Source organism: Pseudomonas sp. SWRI81, from assembly GCF_014268545.1.
Lineage (GTDB): Bacteria > Pseudomonadota > Gammaproteobacteria > Pseudomonadales > Pseudomonadaceae > Aquipseudomonas > Aquipseudomonas hamedanensis.
The window spans coordinates 136,359-154,596 of sequence record NZ_JABWQS010000002.1; the positions used below are offsets into that span (position 1 = coordinate 136,359).

The 18,238-nt window shown below is 60.5% G+C and carries 19 protein-coding genes; 9 read left to right on the forward strand and 10 right to left on the reverse strand.

Annotated elements, in window-relative coordinates:
• Nucleotides 1–4: 4 nt before the first annotated feature.
• Entirely contained in the window at nt 5–724 is a 720-nt protein-coding gene (locus HU765_RS02080; protein ID WP_186618849.1) for a response regulator transcription factor, read from the reverse strand.
• A gap of 167 nt (nt 725–891) precedes the next feature.
• On the opposite strand from HU765_RS02080, the gene HU765_RS02085 reads away from it, so the two are divergent.
• Nucleotides 892–2,424 (forward strand): HAMP domain-containing sensor histidine kinase, encoded by a 1,533-nt coding sequence (locus tag HU765_RS02085; protein ID WP_186618850.1) that lies wholly within the window; start codon nt 892–894, stop codon nt 2,422–2,424.
• 166 nt (nt 2,425–2,590) lie between these two features.
• Here the strand turns inward: HU765_RS02085 and HU765_RS02090 are convergent, their stop codons facing one another.
• The 4 genes from HU765_RS02090 to glyQ all read right to left on the reverse strand — a co-directional run bounded on the left by HU765_RS02090 (nt 2,591) and on the right by glyQ (nt 7,001).
• Nucleotides 2,591–3,370: a lysophospholipid acyltransferase family protein gene (locus tag HU765_RS02090; RefSeq protein WP_186546228.1), complete on the reverse strand. Its 780-nt coding sequence runs from the start codon at nt 3,368–3,370 to the stop codon at nt 2,591–2,593.
• 82 nt (nt 3,371–3,452) lie between these two features.
• Nucleotides 3,453–3,992 carry a D-glycero-beta-D-manno-heptose 1,7-bisphosphate 7-phosphatase gene (gene gmhB / locus HU765_RS02095; protein ID WP_186618851.1) on the reverse strand — a complete coding sequence of 180 codons (540 nt, stop codon included), beginning with the start codon at nt 3,990–3,992 and terminating at the stop codon, nt 3,453–3,455.
• Nucleotides 3,993–3,996: 4 nt separating this feature from the next.
• Complete coding sequence (glyS, locus tag HU765_RS02100; RefSeq protein WP_186618852.1) at nt 3,997–6,051, reverse strand: glycine--tRNA ligase subunit beta; 2,055 nt, start codon at nt 6,049–6,051, stop codon at nt 3,997–3,999.
• Entirely contained in the window at nt 6,048–7,001 is a 954-nt protein-coding gene (gene glyQ, locus HU765_RS02105) for a glycine--tRNA ligase subunit alpha (RefSeq protein WP_003187265.1), read from the reverse strand. Before glyQ ends, glyS begins: the two co-directional genes overlap by 4 nt.
• A gap of 81 nt (nt 7,002–7,082) precedes the next feature.
• Here glyQ and tag point away from each other — a divergent pair, with 81 nt between their 5' ends.
• The 3 genes from tag to HU765_RS02120 all read left to right on the forward strand — a co-directional run bounded on the left by tag (nt 7,083) and on the right by HU765_RS02120 (nt 8,890).
• The gene (gene tag, locus HU765_RS02110) at nt 7,083–7,640 is read left to right on the forward strand and encodes a DNA-3-methyladenine glycosylase I (protein WP_186618853.1); all 558 of its coding nucleotides are present in this window, start codon (nt 7,083–7,085) and stop codon (nt 7,638–7,640) included.
• A 40-nt stretch (nt 7,641–7,680) separates the two neighbouring features.
• Nucleotides 7,681–8,568 carry a lysophospholipid acyltransferase gene (locus HU765_RS02115; RefSeq protein ID WP_083367454.1) on the forward strand — a complete coding sequence of 296 codons (888 nt, stop codon included), beginning with the start codon at nt 7,681–7,683 and terminating at the stop codon, nt 8,566–8,568.
• Nucleotides 8,569–8,650: 82 nt separating this feature from the next.
• Nucleotides 8,651–8,890, forward strand: a complete 240-nt coding sequence (locus HU765_RS02120) for a PilZ domain-containing protein (protein WP_186618854.1) — start codon at nt 8,651–8,653, stop codon at nt 8,888–8,890.
• A gap of 1 nt (nt 8,891) precedes the next feature.
• Here HU765_RS02120 and HU765_RS02125 read toward each other — a convergent pair whose 3' ends face one another.
• The 5 genes from HU765_RS02125 to def all read right to left on the reverse strand — a co-directional run bounded on the left by HU765_RS02125 (nt 8,892) and on the right by def (nt 13,581).
• Entirely contained in the window at nt 8,892–9,209 is a 318-nt protein-coding gene (locus HU765_RS02125) for a tetratricopeptide repeat protein (RefSeq protein WP_186618934.1), read from the reverse strand.
• Nucleotides 9,210–9,351: 142 nt separating this feature from the next.
• The gene (gene trkA / locus HU765_RS02130; RefSeq protein ID WP_186546234.1) at nt 9,352–10,728 is read right to left on the reverse strand and encodes a Trk system potassium transporter TrkA; all 1,377 of its coding nucleotides are present in this window, start codon (nt 10,726–10,728) and stop codon (nt 9,352–9,354) included.
• 22 nt (nt 10,729–10,750) lie between these two features.
• Nucleotides 10,751–12,061, reverse strand: coding sequence for a 16S rRNA (cytosine(967)-C(5))-methyltransferase RsmB (gene rsmB, locus HU765_RS02135; protein ID WP_186618855.1), 1,311 nt, complete (start codon nt 12,059–12,061; stop codon nt 10,751–10,753).
• Nucleotides 12,058–13,017, reverse strand: coding sequence for a methionyl-tRNA formyltransferase (gene fmt, locus HU765_RS02140; RefSeq protein ID WP_186618856.1), 960 nt, complete (start codon nt 13,015–13,017; stop codon nt 12,058–12,060). The genes rsmB and fmt overlap by 4 nt, the downstream gene beginning before the upstream one ends.
• Before the next feature lie 57 nt (nt 13,018–13,074).
• Nucleotides 13,075–13,581, reverse strand: coding sequence for a peptide deformylase (gene def, locus HU765_RS02145; protein ID WP_186546237.1), 507 nt, complete (start codon nt 13,579–13,581; stop codon nt 13,075–13,077).
• Between the two features lie 160 nt (nt 13,582–13,741).
• On the opposite strand from def, the gene HU765_RS02150 reads away from it, so the two are divergent.
• The 5 genes from HU765_RS02150 to HU765_RS02170 all read left to right on the forward strand — a co-directional run bounded on the left by HU765_RS02150 (nt 13,742) and on the right by HU765_RS02170 (nt 18,214).
• Complete coding sequence (locus HU765_RS02150) at nt 13,742–14,767, forward strand: LysM domain-containing protein (protein ID WP_186618857.1); 1,026 nt, start codon at nt 13,742–13,744, stop codon at nt 14,765–14,767.
• 81 nt (nt 14,768–14,848) lie between these two features.
• On the forward strand, nt 14,849–15,949 hold the full coding sequence (gene dprA / locus HU765_RS02155) for a DNA-processing protein DprA (protein ID WP_186618858.1): 1,101 nt from the start codon (nt 14,849–14,851) through the stop codon (nt 15,947–15,949).
• Between the two features lie 54 nt (nt 15,950–16,003).
• Complete coding sequence (locus tag HU765_RS02160) at nt 16,004–16,561, forward strand: L-threonylcarbamoyladenylate synthase (RefSeq protein ID WP_186618859.1); 558 nt, start codon at nt 16,004–16,006, stop codon at nt 16,559–16,561.
• A 272-nt stretch (nt 16,562–16,833) separates the two neighbouring features.
• Nucleotides 16,834–17,502, forward strand: a complete 669-nt coding sequence (locus HU765_RS02165; protein ID WP_186618860.1) for a hypothetical protein — start codon at nt 16,834–16,836, stop codon at nt 17,500–17,502.
• Nucleotides 17,480–18,214, forward strand: coding sequence for an iron-containing redox enzyme family protein (locus HU765_RS02170; protein WP_186618861.1), 735 nt, complete (start codon nt 17,480–17,482; stop codon nt 18,212–18,214). The genes HU765_RS02165 and HU765_RS02170 overlap by 23 nt, the downstream gene beginning before the upstream one ends.
• Nucleotides 18,215–18,238 lie beyond the last annotated feature (24 nt).

Sequence of the window (18,238 nt, forward strand, 5' to 3'; positions counted from 1 at the left end):
CGCGTTATTCGGCAGCTCCCGCCACACTCTCCAATCGATACCCATACCCATAGATCGTCAATAACTGCCAACCGCGATCAGCCGTCAGCCCCAGCTTGTTGCGCAAGCGGTAGATATGCGTATCCAGCGGTCTCGACGACGGCATTTCTTCGTGCGGCCAGAACCGCTCATACAGATAATCCCGCGACAACGGCCGCCCCAGATTACTGAACAGGCAGCGGGCCAGTCGGTACTCGCGTTCGGTCATGACGATCGGCTTGCCTTCGCGGGTTACGGTCAGCTCGGCATCGTCAAACGTCAGGTCATTAATGCTCAGTACTTCGGCGCCAGCGGTGCGTTGCTGGCTGTGCCGACGCAAAACGGCAGCCACCCGGGCCTTCAGTTCATTCGGTCGAAACGGCTTGCTGACGTAATCATCGGCACCCGCATTCAACGCCTGGACGATATCGTTTTCGCCGTCGCGACTGGTGAGCATGATCGCCGCCGGGGGCGCTTCCATGTGTTCGCGGGTCCAGCGCAGCAGTGCCAGGCCGGTGAGGTCGGGCAGTTGCCAGTCGAGGATCAGCAAGTCGAAGGTCTCCCTGCGCAGCTGACGCAGCAGGTCTTCGCCGCGTTCGAAGCTGTGCAGCGACCAGACCTGTCCGTCGGCATCGGCAATTTGCTGCAGGGTTTGCTCGACCCGCCGTAACTCGGCGGGCTCGTCGTCCAGAATGGCAACGCGCATGGGTGACGATTCCTTGTTGCTTGGGCGGTGAGTCTCGCACGATAGTGCTTCGATCAACGCGATGAAAGTCAGCAGCCCGACATGGGTCGACGTCCGCTATGATTCCCGGGTCTACGTCTCTGACCTGTGGCCCATGAAACCATTCCCACTGCCCTGCCCTGTTTGCCATGTCTAACCCGCGCCGACGTGAAAGCCGCGAGCCCAGCCAAGTGCAGCGATTGTTTCGGCGATTGGTGCGCGAGTGGTTGTGGATAAGTCTAGTGCTGTTGCCGCTGACTGCACTGTTGTCGTATCGCACACAGGTCAACCTGCGGGATATATCGCCCATCATCGGAGCGTTGTTCTCGGCAGGGCTGGTCGCCTGTGTGCTCGGGCTGTTGCTGTGGCGCCCACGCCTGGCGTTGTGGATCACCCTGACCGGCATGGCCGGTGCGCTGGCGGCCAGCGCCGGTCTGGCCGAAATACAGCGCTGGTGGTCGCCGACATCGGCTGTGCTGGGGATGTTGTTCGGTTATCTGATCTGGAACTGGCGGCGCCTGAGCGTCGTACTGACCTATTTTGGTTGGGAACTGGCGCGGCTGGACAGCGAACCCAAAGTGTTCCCCGAACGCCGACGCACACAATTTACCGGCGCTGATCGGTTGCAAGGACAAATCATGGCCCTTGAACAAGCCATGAGCCGCACGCGCGATACGCGTCGCTTCATCGCCGATGGTCTGGAGTACTTGCCCGTGGCGACGCTGATCAGTGACCCGAAGGGGCAGATCCTTTTAGGCAATCGCAAGGCCCGGCAGCTCTTCGACAGCGAGTTGGTGGGCGATGGCATTCTCGAACAACTGGCGCGGCTCGGCTATCCCGACTTGTCCACAGGTGCGCGCCCTGCCTTGTCGGCCCTGCCCCTGCTTGAATTTCGTGACCTGCGCGAACGAAGCCTGCGCCTGGAACGTGCAGCATTGCTGCCGGTGGACGGCGACACCCCGATCGGCTGGTTGCTCAGCCTCACCGACCTGAGCGCCGAGCGCGCAGCCGAAGAGCAGCGTGGGGTTTTGTTGCGCTTTCTTTCCCATGATTTGCGTGCCCCGCATTCAGCGATTCTTGCGCTGCTGGATGTGCATCGGCATGAGGCCGGCACCGACGCCCCGCTGTTCGAGCAGATTGAGCGTCAAGTGCGCCGGGCGCTGGAACTCACCGATGGCTTTGTCTTGCTGGCGAGGGCCGAGTCCGAGGCCTATCAATTCCAGCCAAGTCTGTTCGCCATGCTGGTGCTGGATGTATTCGACCAGGCGATGCCCATCGCTCGGCAGAAACGCATCGAACTGCTTCATGATCTTGATGAGGCCTGCCAGGAGCGGCTGATCATGGCGGATCAAGGCTTATTGACCCGGGCGTTGTTTAACCTGCTGGAAAACGCGATCAAGTACAGTCCGGCAGATACATCGATTGAATTGCGCGTCAGTTGCGAAAAGGACTGGCTGTGTTGCGAATTGACGGATCAGGGCAAAGGCATCGCCGCCGACGAGTTGCCGGATCTGTTCAGCCAGTATCGGCGTTTCTCTTCCGCGCAGGGCATCGACGGCGTCGGCTTGGGCCTGTCGATGGTCAAGGCTGTGGTCGATCACCATGGCGGCACGATTGAATGCCATAGCATGGTTAATCATGGGACGACGTTTCGACTCGGCCTGCCATTGGTCGCCGAATGACGAGCGCAAAAAAACCGGCTATATAAGCCGGTTTTTTTACTCCCGAAAAAAACTTATGCACCTTTTACGGCGGTTTAGTCGCTCAAGAAATATATAGAAAAATCAACTGGTTAAGTCTTGATTGCGGTCGATATAGAGAAAACCGTACACAGGTTATCCACAAATCTCAGACAGCCAACTGGTCGGTTGCAGCCGGGGCTTGTGGGGCCGCTGGCAACGAGCCCATTTCGCGCTGGGTTTTTTCGTTCCACGCTTGCACACGGTCGTTCAACTCGGCGATGGCACGAGGACCCGTGCCTTCGGCGTACATCGGCTCACCGATGACCACGGTAATCACGCCGGACTTCTTGCCCCAACCGATTTTCGGCCAGAACTTGCCGGCATTGTGTGCAATCGGCAGTACCGGAAGCGCCGCATTCACCGCCAATGCGCTGCCACTGCGTGAGAATTTGCCGACAGTGCCAAAAGGAACGCGCGTGCCTTCAGGGAAGATCAACACCCAGACATTGTCCTTGAGCAGCTCGTCACCCTTGGCCGCCACTTGCTTGAGCGCGGCTTTCGGGTTGTCCCGGTCGATCGCAATCGGTCGCAGCATGGCCATGGCCCAGCCGAAGAACGGCACGTAAAGCAGTTCCCGCTTGAGCACCTGGCTCAATGGCGAGAAATAAGCGGAGAGAAAAAAAGTCTCCCAGGTGCTCTGGTGGTTCGATTGAATCACGCAGGGCCGGTCTGGCACGTTTTCCGCGCCTTTGATTTCGTAGCGGATACCGAGAAATACCTTGGTCAACCACAAGGCGCAGCGGCACCAGTACACGTTGATAAAACGATAACGCGCCTTGAACGAAAGAAAAGGCGCGATAAAAAAACTCAAAGTGCACCACAGCAGGGATGTGGTGCCCAGCAGCAGGTAAAAGAGAAAAATCCTGATGGCCCGCAGTATCGACATAGTGACGTTTACCGTTACGGGGCAATGCCCGACTGTTCAAGCGCACTCCCGATCAATCCCTGGTCAGGAAATCGGAAATACTCTATTTGTGGATAAGTTCTGCGGCAACCGCCGCCAGGTCGTCAAAAATCAGAGTGCCAACCGGCAGGGGTTTGCCCTGAGTCTTTGCGCCTTTCCCGGTCTTCACCAGAACTGGCTGTGAATCGACGGCTTTGGCAGCCTCCAGGTCACCAAGGCTGTCACCCACGAACCAGACGTTGGTCAATGGCACGGTGTAACGCTCGGCGATGGTTTTCAGCATCCCAGGTTTCGGTTTGCGGCAATCGCAACCCTCGTCCGGACCATGCGGGCAATACACGATCAGCCCGACTTCGCCGCCCTGTTCCGCGACCAGTTCGCGCAAGCGCGCGTGCATGGCCTCAAGGGTGGCGAGGTCGTAATAGCCGCGAGCAATGCCCGACTGGTTGGTGGCCACCGCCACCGTCCAGCCGGCCTTGCTCAACTGCGCAATCGCTTCGATCGAGCCGGGCAGCGGAATCCACTCCTCTACCGACTTGATGTAAGCGTCGGAGTCGAAATTGATGACTCCGTCCCGATCGAGAATCAGCAGTTTCACCAGCAATCCCTCAACCCAGCAGCGAAATGTCGGCAACGCCGAGGAACAGACCGCGCAGACGCGCCAGCAGCGCGTAACGGTTGGCCCGCACTTTGGCGTCGTCGGCATTGACCATCACCGCGTCAAAGAACGCGTCCACCGGCTCACGCAGCGCCGCCAGGCGCGCGAGCGATTCGTTGTACTGACGCGCTGCGGCCATCGGCTGCACGGCCTGATCCGCTTGCTGGATCGCCGAATACAGCGAGAACTCGTTGGCGTTGTCGAAATACTTGGCTTCGACCACAGTCGGCACCGAGCCTTCGACTTTGCTCAACAGGTTCGACACACGCTTGTTCACCGCCGCCAGCGCTGCCGCTTCCGGCAGTTTGCGGAAGGCCTGTACCGCTTGCACACGCTGGTCGAAGTCCAGCGCCGAGCCCGGCTTCAGGGCACGTACCGACAGGTAGGTGGCAACATCGACGCCTTCGTCTTCGTAACGCGCACGCAGACGGTCGAAGATGAACTCCAGCACGGACTCGTTGAGGCCAGCAGCCTTGACCTTGCTGCCGAACGCATTCACGGCGAAGGCGACGGCGTCGTTCAGGTCCAGATCCAGTTGTTTCTCGATCAGGATGCGCAGCACGCCGAGGGCGGCGCGGCGCAGGGCATACGGGTCTTTGCTGCCGGTTGGCAACATGCCGATACCGAAGATGCCGACCAGGGTATCGAGCTTGTCGGCGATCGCGACGGCCGCACCGGTCAGCGTTGCCGGCAGTTCAGCACCGGCGCCGCGTGGCATGTACTGCTCGTTCAGCGCCAGCGCAACGTCTTGCGGCTCGTTGTCATTCAGCGCGTAGTAGTAGCCGGCGACACCTTGCATCTCCGGGAACTCGCCGACCATTTCGGTGGCCAGGTCGCACTTCGACAGCAGGCCCGCGCGGGCGGCCCAGGAAGCGTTGCCGCCAATGCGTGCGGCAATGTACGCCGCCAGTTTCGACACGCGCTCGGCCTTGTCGTAGACGCTGCCGAGTTTTTCCTGGAACACCACGTTCTGCAGGCGCAGGTTGAAATCTTCGAGTTTCTGCTTCTTGTCTTGCTTGAAGAAGAACTCAGCGTCGGTCAGGCGTGGGCGCACCACTTTCTCGTTACCGGCGATGATCTGCTGCGGGTCTTTGCTTTCGATGTTGGCCACAGTGATGAAACGTGGCAGCAACTTGCCGTCGGCATCCAGCAGGCAGAAGTACTTCTGGTTGTCCTGCATGGTGGTGATGAGCGCTTCCTGCGGCACGTCGAGGAAGCGTTCCTCGAACGAGCACACCAGCGGCACCGGCCATTCAACCAGTGCGGTCACTTCGTCGAGCAGCGCCGGCGGCACGATCGCGGTGCCTTCCTGGCGCGTGGCCAGTTCTTCGGTGCGCTTGCTGATGATCTCGCGACGCTCGTTGGCGTCGGCCAGCACGTAGGCGGCACGCAGATCGGCGAGGTAGCTCGACGGCGAACCGATGCGCACGGATTCCGGATGGTGGAAGCGGTGGCCCCGGGAATCACGACCAGCCTTCTGCGCGAGGATCGTGCAGTCGATGACCTGGTCGCCAAGCAGCATTACCAGCCACTGGGTCGGACGCACGAACTCTTCCTTGCGCGCACCCCAACGCATGCGTTTCGGGATCGGCAAGTCGTTCAGCGAATCTTCGACGATGGTCGGCAGCAGGCTCGCGGTCGGCTTGCCGGCGATGTTCTGGCTGTAGCGCAGTTTTGGCCCGCTCTGGTCGATTTCGCTCAGCTCGACGCCGCACTTCTTGGCAAAGCCCAGGGCGGCCTGAGTCGGATTGCCTTCGGCGTCGAACGCGGCCTGACGTGGCGGGCCGTCGAGGTTGATGCTGCGATCCGGCTGCTGGGTGGCCAGCGCTGTGATCAGCACGGCCAGACGACGCGGCGCGGCGTAGACGGTTTTGCTTTCGTAGCTCAGGCCGGCGGCTTGCAGGCCCTTGTCGATACCGGCGAGGAACGCTTCAGCCAAAGTGTTCAGGGCTTTGGGTGGCAGTTCTTCGGTGCCCAGTTCAACCAGAAAATCTTGCGCACTCATTGTGCAGCCTCCAGCTTGGCCAGTACTTCGTCACGCAGGTCCGGGGTCGCCATCGGGAAGCCCAGCTTGGCGCGCGCCAGCAGGTAGGCTTGCGCAACGGAACGCGCCAGGGTGCGCACGCGCAGAATGTATTGCTGACGCGCGGTCACCGAGATCGCCCGGCGCGCATCCAGCAGGTTGAAGGTGTGCGAGGCCTTCAGAACCATTTCATAGCTCGGCAACGGCAGCGGCTGGTCGAGTTCGATCAGGCGCTTGGCTTCGCTTTCATAGAAGTCGAACAGTTCGAACAGTTTATCGACGTTGGCGTGTTCGAAGTTGTAAGTGGACTGCTCCACTTCGTTCTGGTGGAACACGTCGCCGTAGGTGACCTTGCCAAACGGACCGTCAGCCCAGACCAGGTCGTAGACCGAGTCCACGCCTTGCAGGTACATGGCCAGACGCTCGAGACCGTAGGTGATCTCGCCGGTTACCGGGTAGCACTCGATGCCGCCGGCCTGCTGGAAGTAAGTGAACTGAGTGACTTCCATGCCATTGAGCCAGACTTCCCAGCCCAGACCCCAGGCGCCGAGGGTCGGCGATTCCCAGTTGTCTTCAACGAAGCGGATGTCGTGGACCAGCGGGTCGAGGCCGACATGCTTGAGCGAGCCCAGGTACAGTTCCTGGAAGTTGTCCGGGTTGGGCTTGAGCACGACCTGAAACTGATAGTAGTGCTGCAGACGGTTAGGGTTTTCACCATAACGGCCGTCAGTCGGACGGCGGCTTGGCTGCACGTAGGCGGCGTTCCAGGTTTCCGGGCCGATGGCGCGCAGGAAGGTCGCGGTGTGGAAAGTGCCGGCGCCTACTTCCATATCGTAGGGCTGAAGTACCACACAACCTTGCTCGGCCCAGTATTGCTGGAGCGCGAGGATCAAGTCTTGGAAGGTACGCACGGCTGGCGTAGGCTGGCTCACGAAATTCACCTGTTTCTTGGGCTGCGATTTAAAGAGCGGGAGTATACCCGATTCGTTGCTGCGCACGCCCCCTGGAGCCTTATGCCACGCTGCTTTTGGTGTACCGAAGATCCGCTGTACATGGCTTATCACGATCAGGAGTGGGGCACGCCGCTACGCGATGCGCAGGGTTTGTTCGAGTTGCTTTTGCTCGAAGGGTTCCAGGCCGGGCTGTCGTGGATCACGGTGCTGCGCAAACGCGAGCGTTATCGTGAAGTGCTGTTCGGCTTCGACGTGCAGCGCGTGGCGCAGATGAGCGACGCCGAGATCGACGAACTCATGCTAGATCCGGGCATCATCCGCAATCGCCTGAAACTCAACGCCGCCCGGCGCAATGCCCAGGCGTGGCTGGCGCTGGAGGATCCGGTGGCGTTGCTCTGGTCGTTCACTGGCGGCCGACCGATCATCAATCATTTCAAGGATCGCAGCGAAGTCCCGGCGATTACCGCTGAAGCGCTGGCGATGAGCAAAGCGCTGAAAAAAGCCGGTTTCACCTTCGTCGGCCCGACCATTTGCTACGCGCTGATGCAGGCCTCAGGCATGGTCATGGACCACACGCAAGACTGCGACCGCTACGCGCAGCTCGCCAACGGCGGTTAGAATGGCCGCCTCGCGCACCGCACAAGATCAGGAGTGACCTGTGGAAAAGTTTAAAGGCGCCTTGCTGGTAGGCGCTCTGCGGCTGTTTGCCCTGCTGCCATGGCGGGCCGTGCAAGCCGTGGGTTCGGCGATCGGCTGGATCATGTGGAAAACCCCCAACCGTTCCCGCGACGTGGTGCGGATCAACCTCGCCAAATGTTTTCCCCAGATGGACCCGGCCGAACGCGAGCGTCTGGTCGGTCAGAGCCTGAAGGACATCGGCAAGTCCCTGACCGAAAGCGCCTGCGCATGGATCTGGCCGGCGCAGCGTTCGATCGATCTGGTGCGCGAAGTCGAAGGCCTCGACATCCTCAAGGATGCGCTGGCTTCGGGCAAAGGCGTGGTTGGCATCACCAGCCATCTGGGCAACTGGGAAGTGCTCAACCACTTCTATTGCAGCCAGTGCAAACCGATCATTTTTTATCGCCCGCCCAAGCTCAAGGCTGTGGATGAATTGTTGCGCAAGCAGCGCGTGCAACTGGGCAACAAGGTCGCCGCCTCCACCAAGGAAGGCATTCTCAGCGTCATCAAGGAAGTGCGCAAAGGTGGTGCAGTGGGTATTCCCGCCGACCCGGAACCGGCCGAATCCGCCGGGATCTTCGTGCCGTTCTTTGCCACGCAAGCGCTGACCAGCAAATTCGTCCCGAACATGTTGGCCGGCGGCAAAGCGGTCGGTGTGTTTCTGCATGCCCTGCGCCTGCCGGACGGTTCAGGCTACAAAGTGATTCTCGAAGCCGCCCCCGAAGCCATGTACAGCACGGATACCGCTGAATCCTGCGCGGCCATGAGTAAGGTCGTGGAGCGTTACGTGGCGGCGTACCCGAGCCAGTACATGTGGAGCATGAAACGCTTCAAGAAACGTCCGCCGGGTGAGGCACGCTGGTACTGAACAGATTCGACGGGATTGGCATGGTCTGTGGATAACCTCATTGGCGAGGTTATCCACAATCGTTCATTCAAGGGCGCAGCAGATGTCCGAACACCGCAAGTCGTTTCGCATCAAGATCACCCACGACAGCTTCGGCGAATGCCTCGGGCAGACGCGCAACCTGTCACCGACCGGGGTCTACGTTCAGCATCCGAAACTGGCGTCATTGCCCAAAGGCGCGGTGGTCTATGGTCAGGTTCAGGACTTACCCACAGGCGCGCCGAGCGTGCGCATGGAAGTGGTCAGCGTAGACGCCGAGGGCATCGGCCTGCGCTATTTGTAGATCAAGGCGCCTGACGCTCGAGCTTCTTCAGAAACACCGTCATCTCTTTCTCGGCCTGCTTGTCGCCATGGGCGCGGGCCGCTTCCAGTCCGTGCTCCCAGGCCTGACGCGCCGCCGCGTGGTCGCCCAGCGCCAAGTGCGCCTTGCCCAGCAGCTTCCACGCCGCCGAGTATTTTGGGTCGAACGTGACGCAGCGCTGGAAATGTTCGGCAGCCTTGGCGTGCTCGCCCTGATCCAGATAGCCCTTGCCCAGGCCGAAGCGCAGCAGTGAGTTATCCACACCCTTGGCGAGCATTTTTTCCAAAGATTCGAGCATCAGCGGATCCCTTTCTATTGATCGTCAGGACGGTCTTCTAACCAGTGAGGCAGCCTTCGCGAGCAGGCTCGCTCCCACAGGGGGACCGCATTTCAAATGTGGGAGCGAGCCTGCTCGCGAAAGGGCCCGTGAGTCGTTGCATATCTCAGAAAAAGCTCAACCCCACATGAAACAGCTTCTCCACATCGCGGATATGCTTTTTATCCACAAGGAACAAAATCACATGGTCGCCCGCTTCGATCACCGTGTCGTCGTGGGCGATGATCACTTGTTCGTTGCGGATCACGGCGCCGATGGTCGTGCCTGGCGGCAGGCCGATCTTCTCGATCGGTTTGCCGATGACCTTGCTCGATTTCGAATCACCGTGGGCAATCGCCTCGATGGCTTCCGCCGCACCGCGGCGCAATGAGTGCACGCTGACGATGTCGCCGCGACGGACGTGGGCGAGCAAGGTGCCGATGGTCGCCAATTGCGGGCTGATGGCGATATCGATGTCGCCGCCCTGGATCAGATCGACATAGGCCGGGTTGTTGATGATCGTCATGACCTTCTTCGCCCCCAGCCGTTTGGCCAGCAGCGACGACATGATGTTGGCTTCGTCATCGTTGGTCAGGGCGAGGAAAATATCGGCGTCGGCGATGTTTTCTTCCAGCAGCAAATCACGGTCCGAGGCGCTGCCCTGCAACACCACGGTGCTGTCGAGGGTGTCGGAGAGGTAGCGACAGCGCGCCGGGCTCATCTCGATGATTTTCACCTGATAGCGGCTTTCGATGGCTTCGGCCAGGCGCTCACCGATTTGCCCACCGCCGGCAATGACAATGCGTTTATAGGTTTCATCGAGGCGGCGCATCTCGCTCATCACCGCGCGAATGTCCTCACGGGCGGCGATGAAGAACACTTCGTCGTCGGCCTCGATCACCGTGTCGCCCTGCGGCAGGATCGGCCGGTCGCGACGGAAAATCGCTGCCACGCGGGTTTCGACGTTCGGCATGTGTTCGCGCAACTGGCGCAGTTGCTGACCCACCAGCGGCCCGCCGTAATAGGCGCGCACCGCCACCAGTTGCGCCGCGCCTTCAGCGAAGTCGATCACCTGCAAGGCGCCGGGATGCTGGATCAGGCGCTTGATGTAATTGGTCACGACCTGCTCGGGGCTGATCAGCACATCGACCGGTATCGCCTCGTTCTGGAACAGTTGTTCCTCGCGATTGAGGTAGGAAGCCTCGCGCACCCGGGCGATCTTGGTCGGCGTGTGGAACAGCGTGTGGGCGACCTGGCAGGCGACCATGTTGGTCTCGTCGCTGTTGGTCACGGCCACCAGCATGTCGGCGTCGTCGGCACCGGCCTGGCGCAGCACCGACGGCAGTGAGCCGCGGCCCTGCACCGTGCGGATGTCGAGGCGGTCGCCAAGGTCGCGCAGGCGTTCGCCGTCGGTGTCGACCACGGTGATGTCGTTGGCCTCGCTGGCCAGATGTTCGGCCAGCGAACCGCCGACCTGTCCCGCACCGAGGATGATGATTTTCATCCAGTCACTCCATCGAATCTGTTTAGCCGCGCGCGGCAGCGATCTTGATCAGCTTGGCGTAGTAGAACCCATCATGCCCGCCCTGCTGGGCCAGCAACTGGCGACCGTGGGGCTGCTTGATGCCCGCCGCCGTCGCCAGATCGAGTTCGCGGGCGCCCGGCGTGCGTCCAAGGAACGCGGCAATCACTTCGGTGTTCTCGGTCGGCAACGTCGAGCAAGTGGCGTAGAGCAGGACGCCGCCGACTTCAAGGGTTTTCCACATCGCGTCGAGCAGTTCGCCTTGCAGTTGCGCGAGGGCGGCGATGTCGTCGGGCTGACGGGTCAGCTTGATGTCCGGATGCCGGCGGATCACGCCGGTGGCTGAGCAAGGCGCATCGAGCAGGATGCGCTGGAACGGTTTGCCGTCCCACCATTTATCAATATCACGACCGTCGGCGGCGATCAGTTCAGCGCTGAGGCCGAGGCGTTCAAGGTTTTCCTTCACGCGCACCAGGCGCTTGGCTTCCAGGTCCACCGCCACCACGCCGGCCAGCGCCGGTTCGGCTTCGAGGATGTGGCAAGTCTTGCCGCCGGGCGCGCAGCAGGCGTCGAGCACCCGCTGGCCCGGCGCCAGGTCGAGCAGATCGGCAGCCAGTTGCGCGGCTTCGTCCTGCACGCTGATCCAGCCTTCGGCGAAGCCCGGCAGGCTGCGTACATCGGCAGCGGCTTCGAGGACAATACCGTCGCGGCTGTACACGCACGGCGTTGCGGCGATTCCGGCTTCGCCCAGCAGGGCGAGGTAGGCGTCGCGGCTGTGATGACGGCGGTTGACCCGCAGAATCATCGGCGGATGCGCATTGTTGGCCTCGCAGATGGCTTCCCACTGCTCCGGCCAGAACGCTTTCAGCGATTTTTGCAGCCAACGAGGATGGGCAGTGCGCACCACCGGGTCGCGTTCCAGCTCGGCAAAGATGGTTTCGCTTTCGCGCTGGGCATTGCGCAGCACCGCGTTGAGCAAACCTTTAGCCCACGGTTTTTTCAGCTTGTCGGCGCAACCGACGGTTTCGCCGATGGCGGCGTGGGCCGGTACGCGGGTGTAGAGCAATTGGTAGAGACCGACCAGCAGCAGCGCCTCGACATCGGCGTCGGCGGCTTTGAACGGCTTTTGCAAAAGCTTTTCCGCCAGCGCCGACAACCGTGGCTGCCAGCGCGCAGTGCCGAAGGCCAGGTCCTGGGTGAAGCCACGGTCACGATCTTCAACCTTGTCCAGTTGTGTCGGCAGGGAGCTGTTCAGCGAAGCTTTGCCACTGAGCACGGCGGCGAGTGCCTTGGCTGCAGCCAGACGCGGATTCATAGTGCGTCCACCGCTTTACCCAGCACGGTGCCGACGGCAAATTTCTCGCGGCGGCTGTTGAGCAGGTCGCTGAAGTTCAGTGCCTTGCCGCCGGGCAGTTGCAGGCGGGTCAGGCACAGCGCCTGTTCGCCGCAAGCGACGATCAGGCCGTCCTTGCTGGCGCTGAGGATTTCGCCGGGCGCGCCCTGACCGTCGGCGAGCGTCGCCGCCAGCACTTTCAGTGCTTCACCGTTGAGCGTGCTGTGGGTGATCGGCCATGGATTGAAGGCGCGCACCAGACGCTCCAGTTCAACCGCCGGACGGCTCCAGTCGATCCGCGCTTCGTCTTTGTTCAGTTTGTGCGCATAGGTGGCGAGTTCGTCGTTCTGCACCTCACCTTCCAGCGTGCCGGCCACCAGACCGGCGATCGCTTGCACCACGGCGGGCGGGCCCATCTCGGCAAGTCGATCATGCAACGTGCCGCCGGTGTCTTCGGCGCTGATCGGAGTGACGACCTTGAGCAGCATCGGTCCGGTATCGAGACCGGCCTCCATGCGCATCACGGTCACGCCGCTTTCGGCATCGCCGTGTTCGACGGCGCGCTGGATCGGTGCCGCACCGCGCCAGCGCGGCAGCAGGGACGCATGGCTGTTGATGCAGCCCAGACGCGGAATATCCAGCACCGCTTGCGGCAGGATCAGGCCGTAGGCGACCACCACCATAAGGTCTGGTTTCAGCGCGGCCAGTTCAGCCTGAGCGTCAGCGTTGCGCAGCGTCGGTGGCTGCAACACCTGGATATGGTTTTCCAGGGCCAGCTGTTTGACCGGGCTCGGCATCAGTTTTTGTCCACGACCGGCCGGGCGATCCGGTTGGGTGTAGACCGCAACGATCTCGTAAGGGCTGCTCAGCAGGGCCTTGAGGTGTTCGGCGGCGAATTCCGGGGTGCCGGCAAATACGATGCGCAATGGCTCAGTCATGAAAGGCGTCTCACAAAAAGAAAAAGGCTTGCCGCAGCAAGCCTTTGAAGAGGGGCATCAAGCGTTCTGGCGGTGCAGCTTTTCCAGCTTCTTCTTGATCCGGTCGCGTTTGAGCGTGGACAGGTAATCGACGAACAATTTGCCGTTGAGGTGGTCGCATTCGTGCTGGATGCACACCGCGAGCAGGCCCTCGGCGATCAGTTCATAGGGCTTGCCGTCGCGGTCCAGCGCCTTGATTCGGACCTTTTGCGGGCGGTCGACGTTTTCGTAGAAGCCCGGCACCGAGAGGCAGCCTTCCTGATACTGGTCCATCTCTTCGGTCAGCGGTTCGAACTCGGGGTTGATGAACACCCGTGGCTCGGTACGGTCTTCGGAAAGGTCCATCACGACGATACGTTTGTGCACGTTGACCTGGGTCGCGGCGAGGCCGATGCCGGGCGCTTCATACATTGTTTCAAACATGTCGTCGACCAACTGACGCACTTCGTCGTCCACTACAGCCACTGGTTTGGCGATAGTGCGCAGACGCGGGTCCGGAAATTCGAGGATGTTTAAAATGGCCATAGGCTTTGATTGCTGCACACGTTGAGTAAAGTCGGGTCGATGGCCTGGCAGGTCCGAGGATGCAGGCTACCGTTGTGAAGCGTAGCTTCTACAAAATCAGAAGCGAGCCACGGGGGCTCTGACGATTCACGCGAACGCACATGATAAAGGGATTCACTGCATGAGGAAAACACTACTCGCCCTGCTGTTGCTGGCTTCGGCCGGCGTGGCACAAGGGCAGGTGCAACTCAGGGATGGTTTTCCGCAGCAATACACGGTGGTGACAGGGGATACCCTCTGGGACATTTCCGGCAAATACCTGCGCGAGCCCTGGCAGTGGCCGCAACTGTGGCGGGCCAACCCGCAGATCGAAAACCCCAACCTGATCTACCCCGGCGACACGCTGACGCTCAGCTACGTCAACGGCCAGCCACAACTGACGGTCAAGCGCGGCGACTCACGCGGCACCATCAAACTGTCGCCACGGATCCGCACCAGCCCGGTGGCCGAGGCGATTCCGAGCATTCCACTGAAGTCAATCAACAGTTTTCTGCTGAGCAACCGTATCGTCGACACGGCGGAAGATTTCGACAAGGCGCCCTATATCGTTGCCGGTGATGCCGAACGCGTCCTCAGCGGCACCGGCGATCGCATCTTTGCCCGTGGTCACTTCGACCCGGATCAGCCGGTCTACGGGATCTTCCGCCAAGGCAAGGTCTACACCGACCCGCAGACCCAGGAATTCCTCGGCATCAATGCCGACGACATCGGCGGCGGCGAGATTATCGCCACCGAAGGCGACGTCGCCACGCTCGCGCTGCAACGCACCACCCAGGAAGTCCGTTTGGGTGACCGCTTGTTCAGCGGCGAGGAGCGCTCGATCAACTCGACCTTCATGCCCGGCGCGCCCACTACCGCCATTAACGGCGTGATCATCGACGTGCCACGCGGCGTCACGCAGATCGGCGTGATGGATGTCGTTACCCTGAACAAGGGCAGGCGCGACGGTCTGGCCGAAGGAAACGTGCTGGCGGTGATGAAAACCGGTGAAACCGTGCGCGACCGGATCACCGGCCAGCCGGTGAAAATTCCCGACGAACGCGCCGGTTTGCTGATGGTGTTTCGTACGTACGAAAAGCTCAGCTATGGCCTCGTCCTCAACGCATCGCGCTCGCTGGCGGTGCTCGACAAGGTACGCAATCCGTAAGCTTGCTCAACAAGTTATAAACAGAGTTATCCACAACTTGTCCCGAAGGGTTCGGGGCTTGTCCACGATCAAGGATGATCCATGATGTCGTCTGTCTGTACGCCGGTCTCGCCGGCAGAACTGGAAGCGCGCCTGCGCTTGCACCGCTTGCCGGACATCGGTCCCAAGCGTTTTGCAAAATTGTTCGAAGCCTTCGGCTCGGCGTCGAAAGCCCTCAGCGCACCGGCCAGCGCCTGGCGCTCGCTGGGGTTGCCAGCAACGTGCGCCGAGGCCCGGCGCAGCCCTGAAGTTCGTGATGGCGCCAGCCATGCACTGCGCTGGCTAGAGCGTCCGGGCCAACATCTGTTGATGTGGGACCAGCCGGATTACCCGGCGCTGCTGGCGCAGATTCCCGACCCGCCGCCGCTGCTGTTCGTGGCCGGGGATCCGCTGATTCTGGAAAAGCCGCAACTGGCCATGGTTGGCAGCCGTCGCGCATCGCGCCCGGGAATGGACACCGCGGCCGCGTTCGCCCGCAGTCTCGCCGGGGCCGGTTTCGTCATCACCAGTGGTCTGGCGCTGGGCATTGATGCGGCGGCCCATCAAGCTGCACTGGACGTCGGCGGGCAGACCGTTGGCGTCCTTGGCACCGGGCTTGAAAAATTTTATCCACAGCGCAATCGGCGGTTGGCCGACGCCATGATCGAGTCAGGCAGTGCCGTGCTGTCGGAGCTGGTGCTGGATGCCGGGCCGAGCGCCAGCAACTTCCCCCGGCGCAACCGGATTATCAGCGGCTTGTCCCTCGGCGTGCTGGTGGTCGAAGCGAGTGTCGCCAGCGGTTCGCTGATCACCGCCCGGCTGGCGGCGGAACAGGGGCGCGAGGTGTATGCGATTCCGGGGTCGATCCACCATCCGGGTGCGCGTGGCTGTCACCAGTTGATCCGTGACGGCGCGGTCCTGGTGGAAACCATAGAACATATCCTCGAAGCCTTGCGTGGCTGGCAACATCTGCCTTTATCCACCGATATAGCTGAGGCCGATCATCCGCTGCTCATGTTGCTCCACGCGGCGCCTCATACCAGCGAGGCGCTGGCCAACAGCAGTGGCTGGGCCTTGCCCAAAGTGTTGGCAGCGCTGACCGAACTGGAAATGGACGGCCGCGCCGTGTGCGAAAACGGTCGCTGGTTGGCCAGGACAAGCTAGGTTTTACGGGGAAGATCGGTAAACTGCGCGAAACCTGTTTGCGGAGATTTTTTCATGGTCAACAGTTGGCGTGTGCAGCAAGCCGCACGAGATATTCGCGCCGGCGCGGTGATTGCCTATCCAACCGAAGCCGTCTGGGGTCTGGGATGCGACCCGTGGAACGAGGAAGCGGTGGATCGGCTGCTGGCGATCAAAAATCGCTCGGTCAATAAAGGCCTGATTCTGGTGGCAGACAACATCCGCCAGTTCGACTTTTTGTTTGAAGACTTCCCGCAAGAGTGGCTCGACCGCATGGCCAGCACCTGGCCGGGGCCAAACACCTGGCTGGTACCGCACCAGAACCTGTTGCCGGAATGGGTGACCGGGGTGCACGACACCGTGGCGCTGCGCGTCAGCGATCATCCGCAGGTGCGCGATCTGTGCTCGATGGTCGGGCCGCTGATCTCCACCTCGGCCAACCCACAGGGACGCCCGGCGGCGCGTACCCGCCTGCGTGTCGAGCAATATTTTCGCGGACAGATCGACCGCGTGCTGGGCGGGCAGTTGGGAGGGCGCAAGAACCCCAGCGTCATCCGCGATCTGGTCACCGGCAATGTCGTTCGTCCCGACTGACAGCATTTTTTCCCGCAATCCGTGAGTACTCCTCGATCGTCCAGACGAGGAGTACTACATCCGTTGGTTATTCGTCTTTCAATCTCACTCGTAATTTAAACAACTTGTTTGTTGTGCTGTTTCTTTGTGTGTCAGACGAATCGATAACTATAAAAATCCAGTAATTTTTCCCACGTGATTATCAGAAGTCGCGCAGTGGCGATATTTCCAAAAGCATCCATCATTCAAATGCGCGCAGAAAACTTCGATAAGTTAACGTTTGCGGAGAAGGAATGGATACTACGGATTTACAACTCAGGGACTATCTGCAACGACTGCAAGTGGCATTGATTAATCAGCAAGGCGGTTATCGTGTCGTTATTCTTGAAGCCGGCTCGGATGCTCGCGAATTTGAGCGATTTGTCGGGCGGCAGTTTCGTTTGCGCTTACAACATTACATGCTGACCTCCAGAGCCCGGGCGCTGGAAACCAGCCTGGCGATTGTGGCGCGCAGTACTCATTTTCTGATGTACCAGCGTGACCAACTGGTGGGCGTATTGAGGGTAACGCCCTCGCCTTTCGAATGGGCCTCCCTGGCGCAACAGTATCTTTCACCGACGGTGGCGCTGGCGCGTCATGTCGAGTTCAGTCGCCTGATCACCCAATCGCAACAGCACCGGTCCGTACCGATCAATGGCCTGCTGGCGGTTGCTACCGAGTGGGCGATCAACCGTGGCTATCAAGGAATCACCGCCTTGTGCCGGTCGCCACAGCGGCGGATGTTCCAGCGTTTCGGCCTGACCCCGCTTCCCTCCTTTGCACTTCATATCGAGCAACGCGCGCGTGGCGATTACTGGCTGCTCGCGGCGCAATGGCGGGAAATCCTTGCAGCCCTGCAGCAACCCGTCGCCCTCAATGCCAACCCTTCGGAGAATTGCGATGAACCTGTCCGTCAGTTTTGAACAGCAGTTGATTCTGCTTGACCAGCGAATCGAAAAAACATGGGCCGGTATTCTCGACAACTCACGGTTGGTCAGGGTCATCCGCGAAGGAAGCGTGAACAAAGCGTTATATGCCCTCTATATGATCGAAACATTCCACTACACCGCGCACAATGCCCGTAATCAGGGATTGGTGGGCGTGCGTCACGCCGATAATCCGGTCTATGCAAAGTTCTGCTTCGAACATGCCGCCCAGGAAGTCGGCCATGAAAAAATGGCCCTGCACGATGTCATGAGTCTGGGCCTCAAGAGCGAAGTTTTCGATATGCCGCCTGCACTTCCGGCCACAGAAGTGCTGATCGCTTATTTGTACTGGATCTCTTTCACCGGGAATCCCTTACAGCGACTTGGCTACAGTTATTGGGCAGAAAACGCCTATCAGTTCATCACGCCATTGATCACGCGGATAAGCGAAGTTCTGGCGCTGAAACCTGCCCAGTTGACATTTTTTATTGCGCACTCCGATATCGATATCGAGCACTTCAACGAAATCAAACTCATCCTGCAGCGAACCTGCAAAAGTCAGGCTGACTGGGACGCCATTACGGTGGTGATGGAAACCAGTCTGCGCCTGACCGGCAACATGCTCGAAGCGGTGTATGAGCAGTACGAAGCCTGGCAAAGCGGCCAGGCGCCCCGCTACGACTTTCTGCATGCCCTGGATCAATCATGACGCGTGCCTGTTCATTTTCGCAGC